The sequence below is a fragment of the uncultured Arthrobacter sp. genome (assembly GCF_947495145.1).
Classification (GTDB): Bacteria; Actinomycetota; Actinomycetes; order Actinomycetales; family Micrococcaceae; genus Arthrobacter_D.
In genome coordinates this window covers 27813-50851 of sequence record NZ_CANLXP010000013.1, presented here as the reverse complement: position 1 = coordinate 50851, position 23039 = coordinate 27813, and the positions used below count along the sequence as shown (strand labels likewise).

Below are 23039 nucleotides of genomic sequence, written 5' to 3'. Positions count from 1 at the left end.
ATGGTGCCTTTCCTGAAAGGGGTGCCGACGCAGAGCGCCGGCACCCCTTTTTCTCGATTAGAACCCGGTTGCGCCCTGCGCCCGGGCGAGTTCGGCGAACTGGTCCTGGGTGGCCTGCGCTACTTCCTCGGGCGTCTTCGTGCCCTGGATCATATCGGCGAGGAAAATGTACAGGTCCGGGTTGGCAATGGCGGCAGCCTGCATCGACGGAACCGAATCGCCCAGCGAGTCACTGACGGAAAGGAGCGCTTCGGGGACGTCCTCGGGGGTGGTTACGCTGTCCTGCAGGGACACGGTCGACTGCGCGGCAACGAAGTCGCCGTAACCCTCGCCCATCCAGTAGCTGAGGAGCTGGCGTGATGCTGCTTCCTTCTCTGCATCGCCGGTCTTGAAGGCGACGAGGGCGTTGCTCTGGTCCGGGATGAAGGTGCCGACGTTGCCGCCGGGACCGATCGGGAAGAAGCCGATCTTTTCGTTCAGCTCGGCCGTGTCGGTCTTGGCCTGGAGCTGTGAGAAGAACGAGTTCACCTGGACGACCATGGCGGCGTCTCCTGCGAGGAGGGCGTCTCCCTGGTCCTCGAAGGTAGCGGTCTTGATGTCCTCGTTGAAGAGACCCTCTTCGATGAGGCCGTTGTAGTTATCGATCGCACCCTGAATGGTCTCATCGGTGAACTTCTCCTCACCGGCGTTCACGCGATCCCACAAGCCGTCCTTGGCGGCTTCGGCCAGCTGAACCTGCACCCACCACTGCGTGGCCCAGCGGTCTGCGCCCATCTCGTAGAACGGGGTGACTCCCTGGCCCTTCAGTTCCCGTCCGAGCTCCACGAAGGTATCCCAGTCGGTCGGCAGCTCCGAAATGCCTGCCTCCTCGAAAACCTCCTTGTTGTAGTAGACGCCCTCGACGGCCGGAGTGGTGATCAGTGCGGCATACCGGGTGTCTTCGAGGATTCCGGTCATGTCCTGCAGCTCGGGCTTAAGCGACTCCACCCAGGGAGCGTCGTTCAGTGGCTGGAGGTTGGTGGATGCGTTCAACGCTGTCAGCTGTGAGGCGGTGGGCTGCCAGAACGCGAGGTCGGGCTTGTCTCCGGTGGCCACCTTGGTCTGGACGCCTTGCTCGTAGGGGTCGGGGATGGTTTCGACCTCGACCTCGGCGCCGGTCAGTTCTTCGAAACCGGCCACAACGCTTTCCGGTACGGTGTTCGAGTTCTGCGCGGCCCAGATGGTGAGCGTGGTCCCGGCAAGATCGGTGTCCTGCGCAGGCCACTCAACGGGACCTTCCGCAGCGGTGCTTCCGGCCCCGGGATCGCTGCAGCCAGCCAAGACCAGCGAGGTCGCAGCGGCGACAAGCGCTGTCGCCCTGATGCACTTCTTCATCGAATTGCTCTCCTTTTGTAGTTCCTGCGGGCGGACGTCCGCAGGAAGGTGGTGTGTGAGGTTCTCAGGCCTCGACGGTTGATGTGATTTGGAGGATCCGGGCTGAAACGCCGGGTTGGCAGCGCACGGTCAACGTGGCTGTATCCGGGTTCCAGGCGGTAGTCCACTCCGGCAGCGCCGAAGGGAAGATAGTGGAGATAGTGATCGGCGAACCGGCCAGGTGCGGCAGGGACAGGTGGGTTTCCGTTTCGCCGTTGCGGTTCCAGACGGTCACCAGGTCCCGTTCCGGAGCTGACAGTCCGAGGGAAACCCATCCGTCGGTCCAGCCGGGCAGCCCGATCGGCCAGAACGGGTGGGAGCTCGGGAGGTCGACCCGCAACTCTTTCGCGAGCCTGACCGCTTCCCGTACCAGGCCCAGCTGAGCTTCCTCCATATTGTTGAGGTAGCCCGAGAGGTAGAACCGGCCAAGCAGGCCCGTGGCGAGGCAGAAGGACACTTCCTCCAAGCTCATCCCGGGCTGCGGGTAGGCCCAGCTCGCTGCCTGCTCCGGCAGCATGGACAGCGGCGCCGAGGCTGCGATCGGTGGGTACTTCAGGAAGTCCTGCTGGTCGGAGGTCGATTGCATGGCGAGCCTGGACAGCAGTGCGAAATCCATCCGCATGGCTCCCGAGGAGCAGTTCTCGATGACCAGATCCGGATGCCGGTCAAGCACCGAGTCCAGCCACGCGAGCTGCGCACGGTTGTGGCACAGGAGACCGTCGCCGGGGCTGTCGGCATTTACGTCGGTACCGCTGCCCGGATCGATGTTGTAGTCGAACTTGAAGAATCCGAGGCCGAACTCGGCGACCAGCCGATCGACCACCTCATTCAGGTGGTTCACTGCCGCAGGATGGCGCAGGTCCAGGTGATACCGGCCGTGTTCGACGATGCGCTCGCCGTGGCGACTGAGGAACGCTTCATGCGGGAGCCGCTCGGCAACAGGACTGCGCAGGCCGATGACCTCGGGTTCAAGCCAGAGTCCGGGCACCATCCCAAGCTTCTGGATCTCCGCGATTACTTCTCCCAGTCCATTCGGGAAGCGTGTGGTGGAGGGCAGCCATTCGCCGACGCCGTCCCACCAGAACCCGGTGTCGTCGTACCAGCCAGCGTCGATACAGAAGATCTCCGCGCCGACGGCGGCGGCAGCATGAATCAGCGGAAGCAGCTTCTCGGTGGTGGGATCGCCGTCGAGCGTGTTCATGTAGTCGTTGAAGACGACGGGCAGGTTCCGATTGTCAGCGTGATCCCTGCGGGCTGCCCGACGGAACGCCGTCAGTGCAGCCATGACGTCGGTCAGGTCGGCGCCCAGCGCCACGGATGCGGGCACTGAGGCAAAGGATTCGCCGGGCCGCAGGACCTTGGTCCACGCGGAGTCGCGCTCGGTGGGGCCGGACAACGCGAGATAACCACCGGCAGTGTCCTCGCCGATCTCCCAGCGCCACGCGCCGTTATGTTCGATCTGCCAGGCCCAGGCCACGCCGGCGCTGGCGGAGTGGAGGGCGGCCACGGGAAGATGGTGGCCGGTGGACCAGGATCCGGTCGACACACGGCTCATTGATCCACGGGGATTGTGGCCGGTAAGTTCCTGCGCCAAGCGTGGAAAGTCCGGACCGCGCAGCGCCCGGGTATCCCAGCGCCCTTCACCGAGCCAGTCATTGACGCCTGAGGTGACTTCCCAGTCGGTGAGCGGGTCTGTTCCGGGCCCGGCATCGCCGAATCCCGCGGACCAGGAGGTCACCGCCTGGAGGATGACGTCGTCGGCGCTTGAGGTATTGGTAATGGTCACGGTCGAGCGCACTGCGCCAACGCCGTAGGGCATTTCCAGCCGAAGGAGGACGTCCATCGGCCCGCTGGCCATCCGGACCTGAAGCGCCGGCCCGAATGGCGATTCGATCTCTTTATGCGAGACGTAGCGCAGTGACTGCCCTAGTGTCGTGTGGGCGAGCCTGCTGGAGGCCGGAATGCGGCCGGAGCCCGGAGTGAGGATTTCCACGACCGGCATTGGGTTGGAGGTCTTGAGCATCACCTCTTTGCTCGTGGCACCTACGAGGGTAACGGGGGCATCGACGTCCCACGAGAACTCGAGGGTGAGGCTGGGTTGACCCCAGGACAGACTGTTAGGCACTTCGCTCCTATGCGATTTCCGTGACCGTGACTGCGATCACCTTACCGATGATACCGATTTCAGAAGCTTCCGCAATACATTTTCTGAAACCGGTATCAAGTTACGTACTGCGGCTGGGCTTGTAGGAGAAACGTAACGAGCCCGTCAAATGTGTCGCAGTAGAAATAGCACTAGCGTTCTTGGGTGAGCCCGCGCTAGGCTGGCCCCACCGATGATAGCGCTTTCATAATTGTTCTTACTCAACGTAGAGGTTTAGATGAAAGACTCCCACAGCAAGAGGCGGGGCCTGAAGGCCGCGCTTGCAGTACTGACCGGGCTTCCCTTGGCGGCCACCTCGGTCATCGTGAGCATTCCTGCAGCAGGTGCAGAAGAAGCGCCTCCGGAACCGGCCATTCTGTACACTTTCGACGGAGATGCCTCCGCCGGAGTGATCCAGAACGAGGGTTCCCTCGGAAACGCCTTCGATGCCCGAGTGCGGAATGCTCCAGCTTTGAGCCGCGGTGACGGACCTTCTTCCGCCACCGGGCAGGCTGGTCTCTTCCCTGGGGGAGCGCAGAACTCCTCCTCCAGCGACAAGCCGTACCTGGATATTCCGGCCGGTCTGTTCAAGGACACGACGGCGATGACCGTCTCCGCCTGGATCAAGTGGGACGGCGCCAACGCCAACCAGCTTCCCTGGGCCTACATCGTGGGAAGCGACGCACTGCCGGCGGACAACTGGGGCCTGTACATGGTTCCGAATGAGGGCGGTCAGTCGAAGGCCGTCGCCAACTCCGGCACCGAGGTCAAGGCCGTCGCGCCGAATCCACTTCCAACCAATACCTGGGCGCACCTCACGACGGTGTCCGACGGCAGTTCGGTGGCCTACTACATCAACGGCGACCTGATCCGGAAGGAAGCAGTCAGCCTCGACTTCAGCAAGCTGGCCGCCGCCAACAGCACCCGCTCCGGCCTGATCGGACGTGTTCCCTGGTCGGGCCCATGGGCCGCATTTTTCGGAGGAGCCTTCGACGACTTCGCTGTCTACAAGACTGCACTGACTGCAGAGCAGGTATCGGGGATCTACTCTGACTACGTAGGAGGAGTCGCATCAGTGGAGCGTCAGAACTTCGACGTGTCGACGCCGGCGGGCGTAGCGCCGGCCCTTCCCGGCACCGTGAACGTGACCCGCGAGTCAGGGACGGCGACTACCGCCGCGATCACCTGGGACGCCGTGCCTTCCTCGGCCTACGCCACCGCAGGCGCAACGTTCACCGTTAGGGGCACCATCACCGGATGGGCACAGCCGCTGGTTGCGAACGTCACCGTCTCCGAGCGCCCCACCACTGGCGTGGTGGTCGACTTCGCCAAGGACACGGGGGAATTCCGTGGTGGAGCGTCCGGAACGCTGTACGGACTCGGCGACGAAGGCTCACCCACGCAGGCACTGGTGAACGGCGCGGCGATGACGAATATCTCGCAGAAGCCCCCGTTCGGAACACAGCATCCCGGCGGCGACGCCTTCAACATCGAGGACACCTTCTTCGACAAGTACGGCGAAGATCTTTACCTGTATACGCAGGACTACTATCCGGACTGGCCCTACAACGGCGGCAAGCGGCCAGGAGATGACCGCACTTACGCGCGCGGGGAGGACGGGCGGTTGACCGGCGAGTACACCGCCGCCGCGAACGGCACGTGGGACTACCTGGAAGTGCTCGAGATTGTGGTCGACGAGGTTGCCCGCGAAGCCGATAATCCTGAGAAGTACGTCTTCATCCCGTTCAACGAGGTTGACCTGCAGTGGCTGAACACGAACGACCTCTACAACCGCTTCATGCACCTGGGGAACCAGCCCAACAGCTACACGCCCGACGGCGCAACCGATTGGGTTGCCGCCTGGAACGTCATCACCGAGACCTACGCGAAGTACGGACTCGAGCGACCCAAGATCGCGGGACCGGGTGACGCCGCCTGGCGCGGAGAAGGAAACATCAAGACCGTCCTGAATATGGCCATCGCAACCGACACCGTGCCGGACATCTATGTCTGGCACGAACTGCGCGGATACCAGTGGCTTCCGGACAGGGCATCCCTGTTCCGCCGGTACGCAGCCGAGGTGGGCCTCTCGCCGGAGCAGATCCCCTCGATCAACATCACCGAGTGGGGCGCCAGCACCGACATGAGCTCACCAGCTAACCTCCTGCGGTGGTTCGCCGGTTTCGAGGCGGCGAAGGTCGATGCGCAGACGGCGTACTGGACGGCGTCGGGCACTATGTCCGACAACCAAGCCAAGGTGAACGCGGCCAACGGCGGCTGGTGGCTCTTCAAGTGGTACGGAGACCTGACCGGATCGCGTACCGTACAGGTTACCACCGGCAGGGAACTGGCTATCGGTGCCGTTGACCGGGAGTCGAAGCGCGGCCAGGTCATCGTCGGCGGGATCCCCACCGGACGCGACGGAGCGCTGTCACTGACCGGCCTGGACGACGCTACCTTCGGCGGCGCCGTGGATGTGGAAGTGCGCGAGAACCTTGTGAGCGGCACCGACGGCATCGCCGGAGCACCGAGGGTGGTCGTTGCGGCCGATGAACTGCCCGTTGTAGATGGCAAGGTGGACCTGCGAATTCCATCAGCGAACTCCAGCAGCGCCTACCAGGTGATCGTGACCCCGGCGGCGGAACGCAACGTGGAAGCAGCCGCGGCTGCTCAGGGAGAGCGCCACGTAACCGAGGCGGAGACTGCCGGCCTGCAAGCGTCGTCGGTCCGTACTCCGTCGGGCTACCGCGCCTCAGGTGACCGGGATGTTTCCGGTTTCTCGGCGGTCGATTCGCGGGCCGAGTGGACCGTGAACGTGAAGACCGCCGGCCTGTACCGCCTCCAGGTTCTGGGAGCCACGCCCGGAGCCGCCGCGCAGCATGCGTTGTTCGTGGATGACGCGTTCTCCGAGGTGGTGCAGTATGGCGCCAATGCGATCAAGCCCAGCAACGTGCGCACTGTGGCACGCGGATCGGCTGAGGTCTACGTGCACCTTGAAGCAGGCGAACGCACTCTCAGCCTGCGAACAAGCAAGGACGGCTCCACACTGCTGCCCGGAGCGGGCGACCAGGGCGGCGTCACTCTCGACCGGTTCGAGCTGGTGCGCGTCGGCGACTCGGTGAATTCCGAGTCGGTGGAATACCCCGCATCGACGTTCCGCCTCATCGACGGCGCGACGCTGGCCAAGGGGAGCGCGAGCCTTTCCGAGGGTAGCCGGGTTGATCTGTACCCCTCCACCTACGAGTCGGGCTACTACGATATCGCGGTCGCGTGGGATGGCCCGGGTGGAGCCAAGACCACACTCACCGTGAACGGACGGGAAGCCGCAACCTTCAACGCGAAGGCACCGGCGTGGAAGTCCACTGTCCGGGTCCACCTGCCCGAGGGTATTTCGGAGCTCGAACTGACGAGCAACGCTACGGCCAACGTCGCTGCGGTCACCACCACCCGCGCGGTGGAGGGTGACGCGAGCATCATCCGCATCGAGGCCGAGGACCTGAAGACCGTTGGTCTTTCCGGTACGGCTGCTGTGTCCGGGTTTGGCGATGCCTTGACCAACGGCAGCGGCGGTGGGTTCGTTCAGGGACTGGGCATCACCAACGGCAATGCCGCGGATGAAGGCAAGCTGACCATTCCGAGGCTCAAGGGCTTCGATAAGGCGGGCGCCTACAACGCCATCGTCCATTTCTCGAACGATGACATCGAAGGAACGCACGATTACAACCCGCAGGTGGTGGACCTGGGGCTTCAGGCCAACGAGCAGGGAGTTGAAGGTCTCGCTGGACGAACCACATTCCGGTATACCTACACCTCCACGAACTTCTGGGAAGCAGTGATGCCCCTGGATCTCACAACCAACAAGGGGGAGATCACCTTCGGCAACACGCGGCCTACTCTGTTCATCGACGAGGGGGCTACGCCAAGCACCGGCGACGACACCGTTCTACCCGGTTACGCAGTTGCGCCAGACGTTGACTGGATAGCGTTCGCTCCCTTCGTGCTCAAGGCGAACGGGAAGTAACCGATTGTCGGCCTTACTCCTGCAGTGAGTGAGCGGCCCGCAGTTGCATGAGTGACAGATGAACCCGGACCCAGCGTCAAGCTGGTTCCGGGTTCGTCGTCTCACAGGAGCGGCTCAGCGGAAAGCCCGCCCGCCTCCGGACACAATCCCGCACTTTCTGACCCAGCACGACGACGACGGCGCAGCGAATCCCCGGAAACTCGCTTCACCCCTCGGACGGCCTCGCTAGAACCTGCAGCATTGCGCCCTCCTTCCCGCAGAAGCGTTCAGATTGACCCTCCGCTAGGCTCGAGAAGTTAGGTCTGATGGCCTGTAATGGGGGTGGAGCGATGGATGACTACGTAAGCTCAAGCTTTTTCTGGTTCACACTGGCCCTGATCAATGCTGGTCTCGCTGAGCAGAAGAATCGTTCCCGGTGGGTGTGGTTCCTGGTCTCGCTTCTGGTGGGCCCGCTGGCCACTGCGCTGATCGTGGTTTGGAGGGCGCCCGAGCCTGTCGCCCCGTCGATGTCGCACCGCGGCGGGTGGAAGAACCCTGATGAGCGGCCCTGAAGTCAGCTGGGACAAAGGTCCCAGCATGACCAGGCAGCACGTTGCACTCTTCCGCCTTCTGATCGGGGTACTCGCTGTAGGTTCCCTGGCGGCTCAGCTTGTGGTTGTTCCGCAGGTCGCGTCCAATGCTGCTGACCGCTACCCCGAGGTTGCGCATCTCGAAATCCCGTATGCAACCGCTGTCGTGGTCGCGATCGGTTTCTTCGAGGTTGCGTTGCTGGCGGCATGGCGACTACTCGCTACGGCCAGGAAAGAGGAGCGGCGTTTGAGCGACGTCTCACAACGATGGATCGATCTGATGGCAGTGTCTCTGTGCCTCATGGCCTTGCTCTTCGCCGGCATCTGCGTGCACGCCGGCTCAGTCGAAAACATCGGCGGCCCTGCAATGCTATTCGGACTGCTCGTCTCCCTGGCCCTGATCGGTGGGGTGGTTGCTGGGAAACGTCGCCTTAAACACAGCACGGCGGCCTCCCGAAGGAAGCCGCCGTACGTGCAATAGAACCTACTGCCGGTGCGGAGGCAGGTAGCCGCCGCCGAGGTTATCGTCCTCGCCGCGATCCGCTGCGCTCCGGGTGTCGCTGCCCGCGAGACCGTCGGACTCGCCGTCAGTGTCGGCCAGGCCATTGGTCTGGTCGAACGGCTCACCGAGGGGCCGCTCGGACGCGGTCTCCGGAGCCACATCAACCGGCGCACCGCCGACGACGGGCGTAACGTCCGGTGGTGTGGTGTCCTGAACGGGCACGACCGGAACGTCGACCGTAGCGGCATCAACGTCGACGTCGGCCTTGTCCTTCTTGCTGCCCGCCGCTGCGGCCACACCAGCCGCTGCGGCTGCGGCCACTCCGATTCCGGCAGCTGCTGCCTTGCCGGAGATGCCCGCCTTGCCGCTGTCACCGCGTGATGCCGCGGCGTCCGTGACGGTGGGTGATCCGACAGCGCCGCCGGCAACGGCTCCGCGCCATGCGCCGGTGGCGTAGCCCTCATCCTCGATGAATTCCTTGAAGCGCTTGAGGTCGCCTTCGGCTTCCTTCTCGACGACGTTGAGCTTGTCACCGATCTTCTCGACCATGCCTTCGGGCTCGTATTCGAGTTCGAGGCGGACGGTGGTTTGCCCGCCGCCGACGTCCTCGAACGTTACTGCTCCGGCGTTGGTGGCGCCCTCGGTGGCTGCCCAGGCAACGCGGCGGTCAGGCTCTTGCGCGACGATCTTCGCCTCCCACTCGCGCTTCACACCGCCGATCTCGGCTACCCACTGCAGGCGGTCATCGCTGAGCTGCTCTACCTTCTTGACCCCGCTCATGAAGTGGGGGAATTCTTCGAACTGCGTCCACTGGTTGTAGGCCACGCTCACTGGAACGTTGACCATAATCTGCTTCTCGATCCTCGTGCTCATAGCGTCTCCTTAGGATTGGAACGTCAGATGAACAATCAATTCATCAGTATGCTTACCATACCCATCGACCGTACATCTGACCACAGCCCGGCACAAGGACGACGGCGGCGACCGGCATCCGGTGCCCGCCCATCAGTCCGGAGCACTTGGCGAATCCTGCGTACAGCATGTGGACCAGTTTGAGCGCTTGCCACCACCGCAGGATGGGACTTCACGCTGGATCAAGACTGCGTCCGCCATGAGATTGTCTTCGGGAACACCACCCTCTGTTCAGCTACCGGATCGCGGGACGGCTACGACTACAGCTTCAGGATCAATAGCCCGGAACCCGGTGCGCACAGCACCCTCGTATTGAACGTGGAGCCTGTTCGTGTAGCCGCCGACTCAAGGTGAATTGAGCGAACGCCAACCTATCGGTTAGGTCACGACGCTTCCCGCCACACTGCCGCCTTCTATATGCTCGACAAAACTTCGACGCGTCTCGGGGGAGTGCATGCGGAAGCTGGCGGTCTCGCTTTTCCTCATCATGGCGCTCGTGTGGGCCGGCGCTTTCCTTTTCGTCAAGACCCACCGCGATTCCGTGGCGACTCGGCTGGGCTCGGTTGCGGACCAGCTGGAGATACCCGAGGCCTGGACCGAAGTCTCGCAGCACATTGAGCGCGAACAGTTTATCTGCTTCAACAACAAGCCGTGTCCAACCCTGAGTCGCACGTGGCAGGCCGACCGGGTGCTGGGCGCCGAGGACGTTCTGCAATTGGCGGAGACGGCAGGCTGGGAATTCGAACTCGACGGTACCTGCGAGCGGACCGACGGCGCGGTCGGCCTGAGCAGTGTCTGCTCTGCCCTCGCCACCTACGACGGTCACCGGATTCACCTGCGCGTCGAAAGCCCCCGTCCAGGCGCACCGAGCCTGCTGCGGCTGCAGTTGGATGCCTCAAATGGGTAGGAGTAAAGCTGAGAACGACGACGCCGGCCTCCTCGCCTGCATAACGGTTTGCTCACGTGATGATTCCGTGCTGTTGGGAAGGCGTTCCGGGCGGTAACGTCCTTACGTGGGGATGCAGTTCTGCAGGGCTCTTGCCAGGCGATTTCTCGCCACCTCCTATTTCCTTCGTTCCGAAAGTACGCCCTTGTCCAAGCTGCCCTCCGTCCTCGCTCTAGCCGTAGCTACCACCCTCCTTGTCGGCTGCTCAGGCGGTTCAGTTGATGAACCCGCCGCGCAGACCCCGACGGCTTCCGAAACCCCCGCACCGTCGGAGACACCGGAGGAGACGGAGACCCTTGAGCCGGAAGAAACCGCGGAAGCCACACCCGAGCCATCACCGGAACCGAGCGACGAGGCCACCACGGAAGCCCCGGAGCCACCAGCACCCACCCTCGAGCCGCTGCCCACGGAATCGGGTGACCCCTTCGTTCCGCCGCCTCACGGTGAGCCCAACACAGGGGGACCGTTCGTGCCGCCGCCTCACGGTGAGCCCAACCCGTACCCCAACGTTCCTCCGGGCAGCCCGCACCACGGAACACCAGGCCCGAACGGTGAGAACGGCACCGTCGCCTATCCGCAGGCCGGCTATCCAGGACCGGCGATCGGTATCCCGTCCGGGACTCTCACGATCGGCGGCACAGGCTATGCGCCCGGCGAGCGCATCGAGGTCGTGTTCGGAGCACCCCAAAGTGATCAGCAGCTCCTCGACCAATCGACGGTGTACGCTGGTCCTGACGGCTCCTACACCTTCAATATCCAAATCTCGCCGGCGTTGGCAGGCGACGAATACGGGCTCATGACCTGGGCACCCGAGCGCGGACAACAGGCAGCCGAGGAGAGCAAGCGTTTCCTGCTTGTGTATGTGATGCCGAATTCCTGATCGATGCAAGGAAATTAGCGCCAGCCGTTCTTGACTAGCTACCGGTTTCAGGAGTTGTGCCTCCTAAAACCGGTAGCTGGCACACAAGACACCCTTCCTTTGACTCCCGTTCATTCCGCCGGGAAAGAGTCGATAGTGCTCCCCGCCTATACAGGGGGCAATCACTCAACAGGAAGTTCAGTTTCTTGCGCCTTTCGCCTTTATCCCAAAGATCTCCCTTGACGGCAAGCATGAGTTCGACACCTTCCGTGCCCAGTTCGTGCCGGAATACTACTCCTACGACGCCGGTAAGGCCCACGCTGTGGCGCTGAGCAACATCGTGTACCCGGGTCCGTCCGGCAACAACTACGACTCCGGCCTCAGCGACCGCCAGCTTGAGTGGCTACGCCAGGACATCGCCTCCGTGCCGAAGAACCAGCTCATTGTTCTGGCCTCCCACAGCCCGCTGCTTGAGTTCTTCTACAACGACACCCATGAGACCGACCCGCTGGAGGAGATCTACAAGATTCTCGAAGGCCGCGAAGTGATCTCCGTAGCAGGCCACACCCATATGTCGGAAAACCTGCGGGAGGGCGAGCTCATGGCTGGATGGCTGGACGACGTCGGCGAAAAGGGCCTGCCGTTCACCCATCTGACCGTTCCCGCCGTCTCCGGTCAGTGGTACAACGGACGCGTGATCGAGGAGGGATACCCCACTTCAGTGCAGCGCGACGGCACACCTCCCGGCGTCCTCACTTTGGACATCAAGAACACGGAGTTTCGCGAACGCTTCACGGCCACCGGCGACGACGGCTCCGACCAGATGGCGCTCGGCCTCAACTCACCCACCTATCGCGCCCGGTTCGACGGGTACAAAGAGCTGCCGGGCAGGGCGCCAGCTCCGGAGAATCCCAATGCCGTTACCCAGGGCGAGCTCGGTGAGACCTGGCTGACCACCAACTTCTGGATGGGCGCCACCGGCTCTACCGTGAAGGTGTCGATTGACGGCGGCGAGACCACTCAAGCAACACGTAGCCAGTCGATAACGGCCGGCGACGTACCGCTCATCGGTGCCGAATACACCGATCCGGTAGCCACGCTGGAACAGCTGGTGCACGGCGGCGGCGTCCACGACCGCACCTCTCACCTGTGGCGCCTGTTGCTACCCACGAACCTGGCCGTCGGCGAACACACTGCCAAAGTCACCGCAACCGACGTTCACGGCCAGGAATACACCGAGACGATCACCTTCGAGGTCACCGGATAATCCCTCGTTGAAGTACGACGTCGGGTGGTTGCGTCTCGCAGCCACCCGACGTGGCCGTTCTTGAAGCCACCGCCGGGAGGTAGTGTGAATAACGAAGCGTCGGGGGTGCGACGGAGAAGTTGGGGAAACTTGTTGATTGACGAGCAGCGTTGAATACCGCACCGCGGGCAACGGTTCTACCCGCGTCGGTTCGTTCGATGATGCCCGGCCGTTTGGTAATGGTGGTGCTGATCATCACTTTTCTTCCGATACTGCTGCTGATCGTTCTCTCAGTTGGCTACATCAGCTCCTTTGCTACAGGAGCAGGTGTTGTGTGGGGTCAAGTGCTGATGTTTTTGCCTTTCCTCGCAGCAGTTCTGGCCGCGGTAGTGACCGGTGTTCTGATGAAACGAGCTGCGACGAACCGGATGGCATGGGCAATGTCACTATGCACCGTGACGTTGCTGCTCGTCGCAGCCTTCCCGCCCGCTTACATCTTCAGTAAGGGAATGGCCAATGAGTTGTGCGAGAGCGCGCCCGGCGGGCGAGGGTACTACGGACCAGCCGCACCAGAAGAGGCCCCCGCCGTCTGTCACTGGGCAAGAACCTGAGCGCTCCGCAGTGTCGCGCCGCCTGAGCATTTGAAACGCCATAACAGCTCATATGGCAACCTCTTCGGGGCAGCCGGCGAAGGTACTCCTGCGTTCGTGGTAACGACTCATCGAATCGAGTGTAGATTTTTAGTCGCTTTCAACAGCGAAACAAGGTAGATTGAGGTTGGTCAGCAAGGGAGTCTGAGAAACCATGAGTATCGCAACCACCACCGGCGCAGCCCACGCCAGAACAGCCAGACTCGGCATTCGCGAGATCGTCCGTCGCCTCAACGCCGCACTAGGCGCCACCCTGGTCGCTGCCCTGGCTGGCAGCAAAGACCGGAGAATCAGCTACAAATGGGCACAGCAGGACGGCCCGAACCCCAGCCCTGCCGCCGTGAAACGGCTCCAGTTCGCGTACGCCCAATGGATCTTGGTCTCTGAAGCCGAAGGTGAGCATGTGGCACGAATGTGGTTCATCGGTGCCAACCCGTGGCTCGACCACGATTCACCGATCGACGCGATCCGGGACGACAAGTTCCGCGAGACCGCTGCCGCCGCCGCCGCGATGGTCGACGACGGGTTCATTGGTTAATGCGGATCTGCGGGAAGCCTGGTCTTGCCCTGGTGGACGGGCCAGGTACGGCTTACCGCGTGGCCAAGGAATCCTACGGGTCGCTGAATCCGCAGGAGCGTGGGCTTCTCAGTGATGACCGGTCAGCGTGGTATCGGTTCGATACTCCCGGACGTAGATTTATGCAGCGGAGGATCCCACAACTGCGCTGCTGGAAGCCTTGTCGTGGGCCCGGATGACCGTCTCGCATGACGTTGGCCGAAGTTACCAGCGGCCGACGCAAGGTAACGACACTGCTCGCATCATGGATTCGGGACCAGGTTCTTGATGATGGGTCTTATCCAATGGGCATCAGGTTCCCCTCAAAGCATGGTGCAGTGGGCCAGGCAGCGGCTATTGCTGGGCTTTCTGGCTCCGACGCGCCGATGTTGGCCTGCTGGACGACCCCGTCACGGCAGATGCAGGAGCAGAAATCCGTGAGAACGATCCCGCCTACACTCACGCCCTCGAACGCCACGGAATCAAGTCAAGATGACATCCCGCGCCCGACCAGAGGGGTGATTTGCCAACGTCGATATGGCAGCGGGGACGCTATGGGGCGGTGCAGCTCGCGCGCTCTGACTGCATAGGTCAGAGCCAGAGTTGACCAGTGGACAGCAGGTGAGGGGACATACCATGGCCGTATGAGCCTCAAGGAACTATTGGACTTGGAGCACCGGGGTTGGCAGTCTTTGTGCGATAGCACTGGGTCAGACTTCTACGGCCAACTGATGACGGACGACGGCGTGATGATCCTTGCCCACGGCCAAGTGTTCGGCCGACAAGACGTCATCGAATCACTGAGCGAAGCGCCGCCGTGGCGCTCCTACAACATCGACCAAGAACGGCTGGTCGCGCTCGGCGACTCCGCCGCCGTGTTGGTCTACCGCGGCAAAGCGTACCGAGACGACCCGTCTCCGGCGTTCATCGGGCTGATGGCCAGCACCTACATCCGGCGAGACGACGGCTGGGCTCTCGCCGCCTACCAGCAGACCCCAGTTCCAGAATGACTATGCCGCGATGGCCGAAAGTGTGCGGCCAAGTCACCCGTCGCTGAATTACCCTCAGAAGCCGCGAAGAAGACGAGCAGCCAAGCGAGCACGCATTAGTAAGCTCACTTTGCTTTTATGTCCGTGCACGGGTAGTGTCAAAGATGTAGGGGTTACCCGTAGAGCAAACTGCGGCTTTTCTGAACCTCTCCGCCGGAACGCATTCTCTAGCGCCGGCCATCGGCATCAAGCCACACTTACTTACAGGAGACACTTTTGTCTGCAAACACGTCCAATAACGCTGCCACCACCACGGATCACTCGACTACTGATCACGCAACCCGGCGCAGCACCGAAACAAAGATTTCCACGAAGACCACCGAGTTCTTCGTCTACATTGCGGCCGTTCTGGCTGTCATCATCACTGCAGCGGTCGTCGGCGACGGCACTGAAGGTTCCGACGCGAACGACATCTTCGACGCCCACCAGGCAATGCAGTACATCACCTACCTGACCATCGGCTACATGATCGCCCGTGGTCTCGCGAAGTCCGGCAGCCGCGAGCACTACAACGACTCCAAGTAGGCATAGGCCGGCTCCGCCGCAGCCTTCGGGTCGGGGCGGAGCTCGGCGCACCACCGCCTGGTGACCGGGGCGGGGAGCGCGACGCTCACCGCCCCGGTCAACTTTCATTTCAGTGCAGCCGTGCAGGATGGGCAATCCGCTATTTGGGCCTCCTGCGCTCTTGCGTAGATACAATAAGCATGCTTATCTTATGAACAGTAAGCTAGCTTCTCTTTCCGGTTCGCATCTCGCCGGTTGCTCTTGCAGATCCGTGCTGCACCACTCGCGCAGCACCACACAGAATTGAAGGAAACGATGGCTACAGATTGGTCAAACGACCCCTTGGTCGCACCTCCCACCTCCGGACCGGTAACCGAGACGCTGGGCGGTCAAGCATCGACCTCGCCAACGGCAAAAGACTCGACGAAAGACACCGCGAAGCAGGAAGCTGCGGAGGTTGGTCACGAAGGGCTCGACGCCGCCAAGAACGTTGCGCAGACCGCCGGTACCGAAGCAAGGAACGTCGCCCATGAAGCCGGCACACAGGCGAAGAACCTTCTCGGGGACCTCGGCACAGGCCTGAAAGATCAGGCCGGGGCGCAACAGCAGAAAGTCACCGAGGGCATCCGGTCCTTCAGCGACGGACTGACCTCCATGGCAGAAAAGTCGGATGAAAGCCCTGCCCGCAACCTGGTGCAGCAGGCAGCTCAGCGCACCGGCAGCGTGGCGGGCTGGCTCGAGGGCCGCGACCCGGCGTCGCTGCTCGACGAAGCGGCAAACTTCGCACGACGTCGTCCGGGCACCTTCCTGCTGGTGGCTGCAGCCGCCGGCGTTCTGGCCGGCAGGTTCGCCCGTGGTGCCACCGGCGGTGGCAGTTCCACTGCGTCGCAGGAATTGGTCCCCGCTCCCACCCAGCCGCCTGCCGTACCTCCGGTGACCGCCGGCGCCACCTCGAGCACCGCTAACGACGGCGTCGTGTGGGCTGCCGATGCGCCACCAGCGGGCGTAGCCGCCTACTCAGACACAGAGTCCAATCAGCCCGGCACAGGCTTGCAGCCATGAGTTCCTCGGTCAGTAGTTCGAGCACTCCCTTCAGCGAGCACGTCCCTGGGGGAGCCGAAAGGGCGTCACTGGGAACCCTGCTCGGAGAAGTAAGCCAGGACCTGTCCAGCCTGATGCGCCTGGAACTGGAGTTGGCGAAAGCTGAACTCCGCGAATCCGGCACCAAGGCAGGAAAAGGCGCAGGCCTCCTCGGCGGAGCCGGCGTCGCCGGGCACTTCGTCCTCCTGTTCCTCTCCCTTGCACTGATGTGGGGGCTCGCCGAGCTGATCGGCCTCGGATGGTCGGCACTGATTGTCGCCGTCATCTGGGCCATCGTGGCCGCAGTCCTTGCGCTGAAAGGCAAGAAGGAACTGAAAGCGATCCGCGGCATGCCGAACACGGCAGCGACCGTCAAAGAAATCCCTCCTACCCTGAAACCAGGTGAGCACACACCATGAGCCAGTCACCAGATACGATCCGCGCCGATATCGCACGGACCCGCGCCGAGCTCGGACTACCCGTCGACGCCACAGCAGAAACCCTCCCGGCTGAAACGAACACAGCCGCATCAGCCGCACGCCATGCCGGTGAGGCCATCCACGACGCACCCGCCACCGCGAAGACCAAGGCGCAGGGCAATCCGCTCGCCGCCGGGCTGATCGCCTTCGGCGCCGGTCTGCTCGCTGCCTCGCTCATCCCGGCCAGCGCAAAAGAGACAGAAGCTGCGTCGGCGCTCAAAGAGAAGGCCCAACCTCTCATGACCGAAGCCACCGACGCTGCAAAGCAGGTGGTTGAAGACCTGAAGGAACCGGCTGGCGAAGCCGTCGATTCAGTGAAGCAAACCGCGACAGACTCGGCTCAGACCGTCAAGGACGAAGGCACGCACGCGGCCTCCGACCTCCAGGACAAGGCTCGCGGCGCCAAGGACAACGTTCAGGGCAGCAGCTCCTAGCCACAGCAGGCACAACCATTTCGGCCGGTGCAGGGGTGCAACCAGTTCCCCACACCGGCCGAAGCGTCTTAACCGGCCGGCCAAGCACCCGGCACATCACACTCACTCCTTTCGAAGGCGTTCCCCATGTCGAACCTGGATCAATGGCTCACCGCGCGGCTGGTAATCACCGCCGGACGGCTCGTCGAGAACGCGTACAACGAGGACCTGGCCGCCTACGGAGTCACGTATGCAGGGCTCACGATCCTGTCAGTGCTCGCCATCCGTGGAGCCCTCAGCCAGGTCCAACTGGCCGAGGAACTGAAAATACAGTCCCAAACGCTCGGCAAAACGGTCGGAATCCTCACCCGGAAGGGCTTCGTGGCACGCTCACGCCGAAGGCCCGACAAGCGCAGCCAGATAGTCACCATCACCCCGACCGGTCAGGACCTCCTGAAGGAAAGCAGATCCATCGAGGAGAAGCTGAAGCTCCCCGAAGCCCTGCGCCAAACCTCCCTCCGGGAACACGCCCGAACCGTGATCCAGACCTTCGAACGGAGAAAGTGAAACCGAAACGCGGTGAGGCACATACCGACGACTCACCGCCACGGGATTTGGGAACCGCCCCCTCAACGCCTACGTTGTACTTGGATGAGGCGTCCAAAAATTACGAAAGCTTGGTGCAATCGGTTTGGAACTCGTCGACCTTTTAATTGGCATGGCTATTCTCACCGCCCCCGTCCTTTTCCTCGCGGTGGCCGCCAAAGTAATCCTCGATCGCCGGGCCAGCGCGCAGCGCCTGCAGCCCGTCCCCGTCGAAGCAACGGCCGACAACCGTCGCCCCTGAAAGCGCACTCGACAAAGAACCCCGGACAGTTTCTCCTCAGCCGTGACGTGATCTAAGTTGGACAGCATGGTGGCTGGGAGAACGGCAGGGATGCGCGCAACAGGTCCCCGCGCCGTACGGGTGAAGGCGCCGGGCAAAATCAACGTCTCCCTGCGGGTGGGTCCACCCCGGGAAGATGGATATCACAGCGTCGCCAGCGTCTACCTCGCCGTCTCCCTGTATGAGGAGATCACCGCTACAGCCACGGACGACGGCGCCATCACCGTCACGGTCGACGGCCAGGGCAGCCTCAACCTCCCCACGGAGGAAATTCCCCTCGACGCCAGCAACCTCGCCGCCCGCGCCGCAGCCCTGCTGGCCGAGCTGAGTGAGAATTCCACCGGCGTGCACCTCAATATCACCAAGCGCGTCCCGATCGCCGGCGGCATGGGCGGGGGGTCCGCCGACGCCGCCGCAGCCCTCCTCGCCTGCGACGCCCTCTGGAACAGTGGCTTTTCCCGCGACGAACTGGCGAAGATCGCCATCGACCTCGGCGCAGACGTTCCTTTCGCGCTGATCGGCGGCACCGCCGTCGGAGTCGGGGTGGGGGAGCAGCTTACGCCCGCGATCTCGAAGACGCCGCTGCACTGGGTCCTGGTGCCCTCGGCCTTCGGGCTGTCCACGCCGGCGGTGTACCGGACGCTGGATGACCTTCGCCTCACCAACGGCGAGGTACCGCCCGAGATCCCGGAGATCGACCCGCAGATCCTCAGCGCCATGCGCTCCGGTGACGCGCATGCGCTCGCCGACCTGCTTCACAATGACCTCCAGGCCGCCGCCCTCGAACTGGCACCCGAACTCAAGGACATCCTCGCAGCTGGCAAGGACGCGGGTGCGCTCGCCGGCATTGTCTCGGGCTCGGGCCCCACGGTCGCCTTCCTCGCGGAGTCCGAGGAGCACGCCTCCACCGTGGACGCCCTCCTGGCCACGGCCGGGCTCACCACCGAACTGGTGCACGGGCCCGCCCACGGTGCGAGGATTGTCAGCGACTACATCTAGTCGCGCAAGCGCCGTACCACTTCAAGAACCCCATAACGAAAGCAGTATTCACGTTGGCCCACCTGCTCGGTGCTGAGAACATCAGCGTCACCTTTGCCACCCGGACTATCCTGGACGGCGTCACCCTCGGACTGGAGGAGGGCGACCGGATCGGCATGGTCGGCCGCAACGGTGACGGCAAATCGACCCTGATGCGCCTGCTCGCCCAGCGCACCACGCCCGACGACGGCCGCGTCACCAAGCGCCGCGACGTCACCGTGGGCTACCTCAACCAGAACGACGTGCTGGACGGCGACCTCGACGTCGGCGCCGCCATCGTCGGCGACCAGGCCGACCACGAATGGGCCTCCAACCCGAAGATCCGCGACGTCATGGGTGGCCTCGTGGCCGAGGTCGACTGGCACGCCCGCGTGGACTCTCTCTCCGGCGGGCAGAAGCGCCGCGTTGCGCTCGCGAAGCTGCTGATCGGGGACGACGACGTCATCATGCTCGACGAGCCCACCAACCACCTCGACGTGGAGGGCGTGGCCTGGCTCGCGGAGCACCTCAAACAGCGCTGGCGTCCCACCGAGGGCGGGCTGCTGGTCGTCACCCACGACCGCTGGTTCCTCGACGAAATCTCCACCCGCACGTGGGAAGTCCACAACGGCATTGTGGACGGGTTCGACGGCGGATACGCCGCCTACGTCCTCGCCCGCGCCGAACGTGACCGCATGGCCAACGTCATCGAGGGCAAGCGCCAGCAGTTGGTGAAGAAGGAACTCGCCTGGCTGCGCCGCGGTGCACCGGCCCGGACCGCCAAGCCGAAGTTCCGCATCGAGGCGGCCAACGCGCTCATCGCCGACGTTCCGGAGCCGCGTGATTCGCTCGCGCTCAGCAAGCTCGCCACCGCCCGGCTGGGTAGGGACGTGCTGGACCTTGAGAACGTCTCGCTGGAGCTGGGGGCGAAGCCCCTGTTCAAGGGGATCACCCTGCGGCTGGCGCCGGGCCAGCGGCTCGGGATCGTCGGCGTCAACGGTGCCGGCAAGACCACGCTACTGCGGCTGCTCAATGGGGAAATGGCGCCGACGTCGGGCCGGTTTAAGCGCGGCAAGACGGTGCAGACGGCCATCCTGTCGCAAGACGTGCGCGAGCTCGATGACGTCAATCATCTCCGCGTCACCGAGGTGATTGAGCAGGAGAAGCGGGTGGTGTCGGTCGGCGGGAAGGAAGTGTCGGCGAGCCAGCTCGTGGAGCAACTCGGCTTCACCAACGAGTGGCAGTGGACGCCTGTCGGTGACCTCTCGGGTGGGGAGCGGCGGCGTCTGCAGCTGCTGCGTCTGCTGGTAGGGGAGCCGAACGTGCTGATGCTCGATGAGCCCACTAATGACCTGGACACCGACACCCTCGCAGCCGTCGAGGACGTGCTGGACGGCTGGCCGGGAACGCTGATCGTGGTCTCGCACGATAGGTACCTGTTGGAACGCGTCACCGATACCCAACTGGCGCTACTGGGCGACGGAAAGATCCGCGACCTGCCCGGCGGAGTGGATCAGTACCTGCAGCTCCGGCGTGGAGCGGCAGTATCCGGCGATAAGCTCGCCGGCACCCCGATGGGATCGGATAGCGGCAACGGCACGACGACGGCGGCAGCCGGCTCCGCTGGCCCGTCACCGGAGGAGACTCGCCAGGCGAAGAAGGACCTGACCCGCATTGAGCGGCAGATGACGAAGACGAGCTCACAGATTGAGAAGATCAACCAGCAGATGAGCGACGCCGGCAGCAAGGCGGCGGTCGACTTCGAGAAGATGTCCGGCCTCGACGCGAAACTGCGGGAATTGCAGGCCGAGCAGGAGTCCCTTGAGGAGCAGTGGCTCGAGGCGGCCGAGGTGCTCGGCGAGTGAGGCTCATGTTCATGAAGGTCCAGCCACGTCGAGCGAAGATCGCGCTGGTCGCCGGATTCGGAGCGATAGTTGTTGCTGCACGGCTCTTTGCGTTCTTCGTTGAAGAGCCAGGGGTGGCCGGTACGGTGGCGAGCGTTGCAGTGGTGGTCATGCTGATTGCAGGCGTCGTGGGCCTCTATATCGGCTTCACGTCACTCGACTGGCGGACCTTACGACGGAAGTGGAATAAACGCCGCAAACGCTAATACGCACATGGCCCCACACCTTCGAAAGAAGGTGCGGGACCATGTGCTATCGGACTAGCGGTTCAGTGTCGCTGACGCTCCGTGGCGATAGAAAGTCTCGCGTGCTGGTTTTCGCTCTGGATACACGGTTGTTGTGAGTGGATGATTGTGGTGTCTGCCACGGTCGACGCCGATTTGTTCTTGGTGCTGTTGGTTGAGCCTGTGGACTAGCGTGGTGTGGAGGACTTCCACGGGAACCGTGGATTGTTGCCGTTGAGCACGAGTGTTAGATTCCTGAATTGATTCCCCGTCCTCCCCGTAGCAGACACCAGTTATTGGATTTCGAGGGTGTCAGGAGAGCGATCATGGACATCGTGCACGAGCGGGCTGTGGGAATGGACATTTCCAAACGGGACGCGAAGGTCTGCTTGCGGGTTCCCGGGAAACGTCCGGGAACTTTTACCACCACGGTGAGCACGTGGGGTGCTACAACGTCACAGATTCTGGAGCTCAGGTACTTTCTTGAGTCCGAGCACGTGACGACGGTGGTGATGGAAGCCACCAGTGATTATTGGAAACCGTTCTTTTACCTGCTCGAAGAAACCCTGCCAGTGGTTCTGGTCAATGCGAAAGCGGCACGGAACATCCCGGGACGTAAAACTGATGTTTCCGACGCGGCGTGGCTGGCGCAGCTGGCCGCGCATGGGTTGCTGCGGGCTTCGTTCATTCCACCGGAGCCGATCCGTGAGCTGCGGGATCTGACCCGTAGTCGTTCCATCGCCACTAGGGACCGGACCCGTGAAATTCAGCGTTTGGAGAAGTTCCTGGAAGGCTCAGGAATCAAGCTCTCGTCGGTGGTTTCGGACCTGACCGGGGTGTCCTCCAGGGAGATGCTTGAGGCGCTCGTGGCCGGTGAACGGGACCCACAGGTTCTGGCCAGCCTGGCCCGGGGGACACTCAAATCCAAGGTCCCCGCACTCGTTGATGCGCTCACCGGCCGGTTCAAGGAACATCACGCGTTCATGACCAAACTGCATCTGGACCAGATCGATGCCCAGACCCGCATGATCGAGGCACTCACTACCCGCATTGAGGAGGCGATGAAGCCCTTTCGTGCAGCCAGGGAATTCCTGGCCACCATTCCCGGAGTCTCGCTGAAAGTCGCCGATGTGATCATCGCTGAAACCGGGGCGGATATGAGCGTCTTTGAAACCCCCGGCCGGCTCGCGTCCTGGGCCGGGGTTTGTCCCGGCTCGAACGAATCCGCGGGCCGGATTAAATCCGCGCACATCCTGCCCGGCAACAAATACCTTAAAGCGGCCTTGGGTACCGCAGCATTATCCGCGTCCCGCAGCAAAGACACCTATCTATCCGTCAAATACCGGCGGATCGCCGCCCGCCGCGGACCGATGAAAGCTATCGTCGCCCTGCAGCACAATATCCTTACCGCTGCCTGGCACCTGCTCGCCGAGGGCGAGTGCTACCAAGACCCCGGCACCGACTACTACACCCGGCTGGACCCGGCAAAAGCCAGGAACAACGCCATCAACAAGCTCAAAAGCCTCGGCTACAACGTCACCATCACCCCCGCGACCGCAGCCTGACGCACCTTACTTTCGTATTAGTACGTAAACTCGTCAGGGCCAGCGAGCACCACAACATTCTTCCTAAGGCGCCGCAAGAAATGGCGGACGGCGATTCTGAT

At 63.0% G+C, this 23039-nt stretch carries 22 protein-coding genes; 19 read left to right on the top strand and 3 right to left on the bottom strand.

Annotated features, from left to right (window positions below; translation table 11 throughout):
• Window positions 1–57: 57 nt before the first annotated feature.
• Both Q0877_RS11085 and Q0877_RS11080 read right to left on the bottom strand, forming a co-directional pair.
• The gene (locus Q0877_RS11085) at window positions 58–1374 is read right to left on the bottom strand and encodes an ABC transporter substrate-binding protein (protein WP_299167741.1); all 1317 of its coding nucleotides are present in this window, start codon (window positions 1372–1374) and stop codon (window positions 58–60) included.
• Window positions 1375–1438: 64 nt separating this feature from the next.
• Window positions 1439–3538, bottom strand: coding sequence for a glycoside hydrolase family 36 protein (locus Q0877_RS11080; protein ID WP_299167739.1), 2100 nt, complete (start codon window positions 3536–3538; stop codon window positions 1439–1441).
• A 256-nt stretch (window positions 3539–3794) separates the two neighbouring features.
• On the opposite strand from Q0877_RS11080, the gene Q0877_RS11075 reads away from it, so the two are divergent.
• The 3 genes from Q0877_RS11075 (at window position 3795) to Q0877_RS11065 (ending at window position 8627) form a co-directional block, all read left to right on the top strand.
• Window positions 3795–7577 (top strand): LamG-like jellyroll fold domain-containing protein, encoded by a 3783-nt coding sequence (locus Q0877_RS11075; protein WP_299167737.1) that lies wholly within the window; start codon window positions 3795–3797, stop codon window positions 7575–7577.
• Window positions 7578–7906: 329 nt separating this feature from the next.
• Window positions 7907–8128, top strand: coding sequence for a hypothetical protein (locus Q0877_RS11070; protein ID WP_299167736.1), 222 nt, complete (start codon window positions 7907–7909; stop codon window positions 8126–8128).
• 25 nt (window positions 8129–8153) lie between these two features.
• Window positions 8154–8627 (top strand): DUF2975 domain-containing protein, encoded by a 474-nt coding sequence (locus tag Q0877_RS11065; RefSeq protein WP_299167734.1) that lies wholly within the window; start codon window positions 8154–8156, stop codon window positions 8625–8627.
• A 3-nt stretch (window positions 8628–8630) separates the two neighbouring features.
• On the opposite strand, the gene Q0877_RS11060 is transcribed toward Q0877_RS11065, so the two are convergent.
• Window positions 8631–9521 (bottom strand): SRPBCC family protein, encoded by an 891-nt coding sequence (locus Q0877_RS11060; protein WP_299167732.1) that lies wholly within the window; start codon window positions 9519–9521, stop codon window positions 8631–8633.
• 493 nt (window positions 9522–10014) lie between these two features.
• Here Q0877_RS11060 and Q0877_RS11055 point away from each other — a divergent pair, with 493 nt between their 5' ends.
• The 16 genes from Q0877_RS11055 to Q0877_RS10980 all read left to right on the top strand — a co-directional run bounded on the left by Q0877_RS11055 (window position 10015) and on the right by Q0877_RS10980 (window position 22938).
• Window positions 10015–10467, top strand: a complete 453-nt coding sequence (locus Q0877_RS11055) for a hypothetical protein (RefSeq protein ID WP_299167730.1) — start codon at window positions 10015–10017, stop codon at window positions 10465–10467.
• Window positions 10468–10651: 184 nt separating this feature from the next.
• A complete protein-coding gene (locus Q0877_RS11050; protein WP_299167728.1) occupies window positions 10652–11386 on the top strand; it encodes a hypothetical protein in 735 nt (244 codons plus the stop codon).
• A gap of 259 nt (window positions 11387–11645) precedes the next feature.
• Complete coding sequence (locus Q0877_RS11045; RefSeq protein ID WP_299167726.1) at window positions 11646–12632, top strand: calcineurin-like phosphoesterase C-terminal domain-containing protein; 987 nt, start codon at window positions 11646–11648, stop codon at window positions 12630–12632.
• Window positions 12633–12829: 197 nt separating this feature from the next.
• Window positions 12830–13222 carry a hypothetical protein gene (locus Q0877_RS11040; protein ID WP_299167724.1) on the top strand — a complete coding sequence of 131 codons (393 nt, stop codon included), beginning with the start codon at window positions 12830–12832 and terminating at the stop codon, window positions 13220–13222.
• 193 nt (window positions 13223–13415) lie between these two features.
• Complete coding sequence (locus Q0877_RS11035) at window positions 13416–13799, top strand: hypothetical protein (protein ID WP_299167721.1); 384 nt, start codon at window positions 13416–13418, stop codon at window positions 13797–13799.
• Between the two features lie 662 nt (window positions 13800–14461).
• Window positions 14462–14827: a nuclear transport factor 2 family protein gene (locus Q0877_RS11030; protein ID WP_299167720.1), complete on the top strand. Its 366-nt coding sequence runs from the start codon at window positions 14462–14464 to the stop codon at window positions 14825–14827.
• A gap of 255 nt (window positions 14828–15082) precedes the next feature.
• Window positions 15083–15391, top strand: coding sequence for a hypothetical protein (locus tag Q0877_RS11025; protein WP_299167718.1), 309 nt, complete (start codon window positions 15083–15085; stop codon window positions 15389–15391).
• A gap of 294 nt (window positions 15392–15685) precedes the next feature.
• Window positions 15686–16432 carry a hypothetical protein gene (locus tag Q0877_RS11020; RefSeq protein ID WP_299167716.1) on the top strand — a complete coding sequence of 249 codons (747 nt, stop codon included), beginning with the start codon at window positions 15686–15688 and terminating at the stop codon, window positions 16430–16432.
• Complete coding sequence (locus Q0877_RS11015; protein ID WP_299167714.1) at window positions 16429–16869, top strand: phage holin family protein; 441 nt, start codon at window positions 16429–16431, stop codon at window positions 16867–16869. The genes Q0877_RS11020 and Q0877_RS11015 overlap by 4 nt, the downstream gene beginning before the upstream one ends.
• Window positions 16866–17363: a DUF3618 domain-containing protein gene (locus tag Q0877_RS11010; protein ID WP_299167711.1), complete on the top strand. Its 498-nt coding sequence runs from the start codon at window positions 16866–16868 to the stop codon at window positions 17361–17363. Before Q0877_RS11015 ends, Q0877_RS11010 begins: the two co-directional genes overlap by 4 nt.
• A 126-nt stretch (window positions 17364–17489) precedes the next feature.
• On the top strand, window positions 17490–17909 hold the full coding sequence (locus tag Q0877_RS11005) for a MarR family winged helix-turn-helix transcriptional regulator (RefSeq protein ID WP_299167708.1): 420 nt from the start codon (window positions 17490–17492) through the stop codon (window positions 17907–17909).
• Between the two features lie 151 nt (window positions 17910–18060).
• Window positions 18061–18189, top strand: a complete 129-nt coding sequence (locus tag Q0877_RS11000) for a hypothetical protein (RefSeq protein ID WP_299167706.1) — start codon at window positions 18061–18063, stop codon at window positions 18187–18189.
• A gap of 90 nt (window positions 18190–18279) precedes the next feature.
• Window positions 18280–19227 (top strand): 4-(cytidine 5'-diphospho)-2-C-methyl-D-erythritol kinase, encoded by a 948-nt coding sequence (locus tag Q0877_RS10995; protein WP_299167705.1) that lies wholly within the window; start codon window positions 18280–18282, stop codon window positions 19225–19227.
• Window positions 19228–19280: 53 nt separating this feature from the next.
• The gene (locus tag Q0877_RS10990) at window positions 19281–21110 is read left to right on the top strand and encodes an ABC-F family ATP-binding cassette domain-containing protein (protein ID WP_299167704.1); all 1830 of its coding nucleotides are present in this window, start codon (window positions 19281–19283) and stop codon (window positions 21108–21110) included.
• Between the two features lie 11 nt (window positions 21111–21121).
• Window positions 21122–21355 (top strand): hypothetical protein, encoded by a 234-nt coding sequence (locus tag Q0877_RS10985; RefSeq protein ID WP_299167702.1) that lies wholly within the window; start codon window positions 21122–21124, stop codon window positions 21353–21355.
• A 344-nt stretch (window positions 21356–21699) separates the two neighbouring features.
• Window positions 21700–22938, top strand: coding sequence for an IS110 family transposase (locus Q0877_RS10980; protein WP_299167700.1), 1239 nt, complete (start codon window positions 21700–21702; stop codon window positions 22936–22938).
• Window positions 22939–23039: the final 101 nt, after the last annotated feature.

Coding starts and splice junctions, on each gene's coding strand:
- Q0877_RS11085 (WP_299167741.1), bottom strand. CDS start 1,374: ATGAAGAAGTGCATCAGGGCGACAGCGCTTGTCGCCGCTGCGACCTCG.
- Q0877_RS11075 (WP_299167737.1), top strand. CDS start 3,795: ATGAAAGACTCCCACAGCAAGAGGCGGGGCCTGAAGGCCGCGCTTGCA.
- Q0877_RS11070 (WP_299167736.1), top strand. CDS start 7,907: ATGGATGACTACGTAAGCTCAAGCTTTTTCTGGTTCACACTGGCCCTG.
- Q0877_RS11065 (WP_299167734.1), top strand. CDS start 8,154: ATGACCAGGCAGCACGTTGCACTCTTCCGCCTTCTGATCGGGGTACTC.
- Q0877_RS11060 (WP_299167732.1), bottom strand. CDS start 9,521: ATGAGCACGAGGATCGAGAAGCAGATTATGGTCAACGTTCCAGTGAGC.
- Q0877_RS11055 (WP_299167730.1), top strand. CDS start 10,015: ATGCGGAAGCTGGCGGTCTCGCTTTTCCTCATCATGGCGCTCGTGTGG.
- Q0877_RS11040 (WP_299167724.1), top strand. CDS start 12,830: ATGATGCCCGGCCGTTTGGTAATGGTGGTGCTGATCATCACTTTTCTT.
- Q0877_RS11035 (WP_299167721.1), top strand. CDS start 13,416: ATGAGTATCGCAACCACCACCGGCGCAGCCCACGCCAGAACAGCCAGA.
- Q0877_RS11030 (WP_299167720.1), top strand. CDS start 14,462: ATGAGCCTCAAGGAACTATTGGACTTGGAGCACCGGGGTTGGCAGTCT.
- Q0877_RS11020 (WP_299167716.1), top strand. CDS start 15,686: ATGGCTACAGATTGGTCAAACGACCCCTTGGTCGCACCTCCCACCTCC.
- Q0877_RS11015 (WP_299167714.1), top strand. CDS start 16,429: ATGAGTTCCTCGGTCAGTAGTTCGAGCACTCCCTTCAGCGAGCACGTC.
- Q0877_RS11010 (WP_299167711.1), top strand. CDS start 16,866: ATGAGCCAGTCACCAGATACGATCCGCGCCGATATCGCACGGACCCGC.
- Q0877_RS11005 (WP_299167708.1), top strand. CDS start 17,490: ATGTCGAACCTGGATCAATGGCTCACCGCGCGGCTGGTAATCACCGCC.
- Q0877_RS11000 (WP_299167706.1), top strand. CDS start 18,061: ATGGCTATTCTCACCGCCCCCGTCCTTTTCCTCGCGGTGGCCGCCAAA.
- Q0877_RS10995 (WP_299167705.1), top strand. CDS start 18,280: ATGCGCGCAACAGGTCCCCGCGCCGTACGGGTGAAGGCGCCGGGCAAA.
- Q0877_RS10985 (WP_299167702.1), top strand. CDS start 21,122: ATGAAGGTCCAGCCACGTCGAGCGAAGATCGCGCTGGTCGCCGGATTC.
- Q0877_RS10980 (WP_299167700.1), top strand. CDS start 21,700: ATGGACATCGTGCACGAGCGGGCTGTGGGAATGGACATTTCCAAACGG.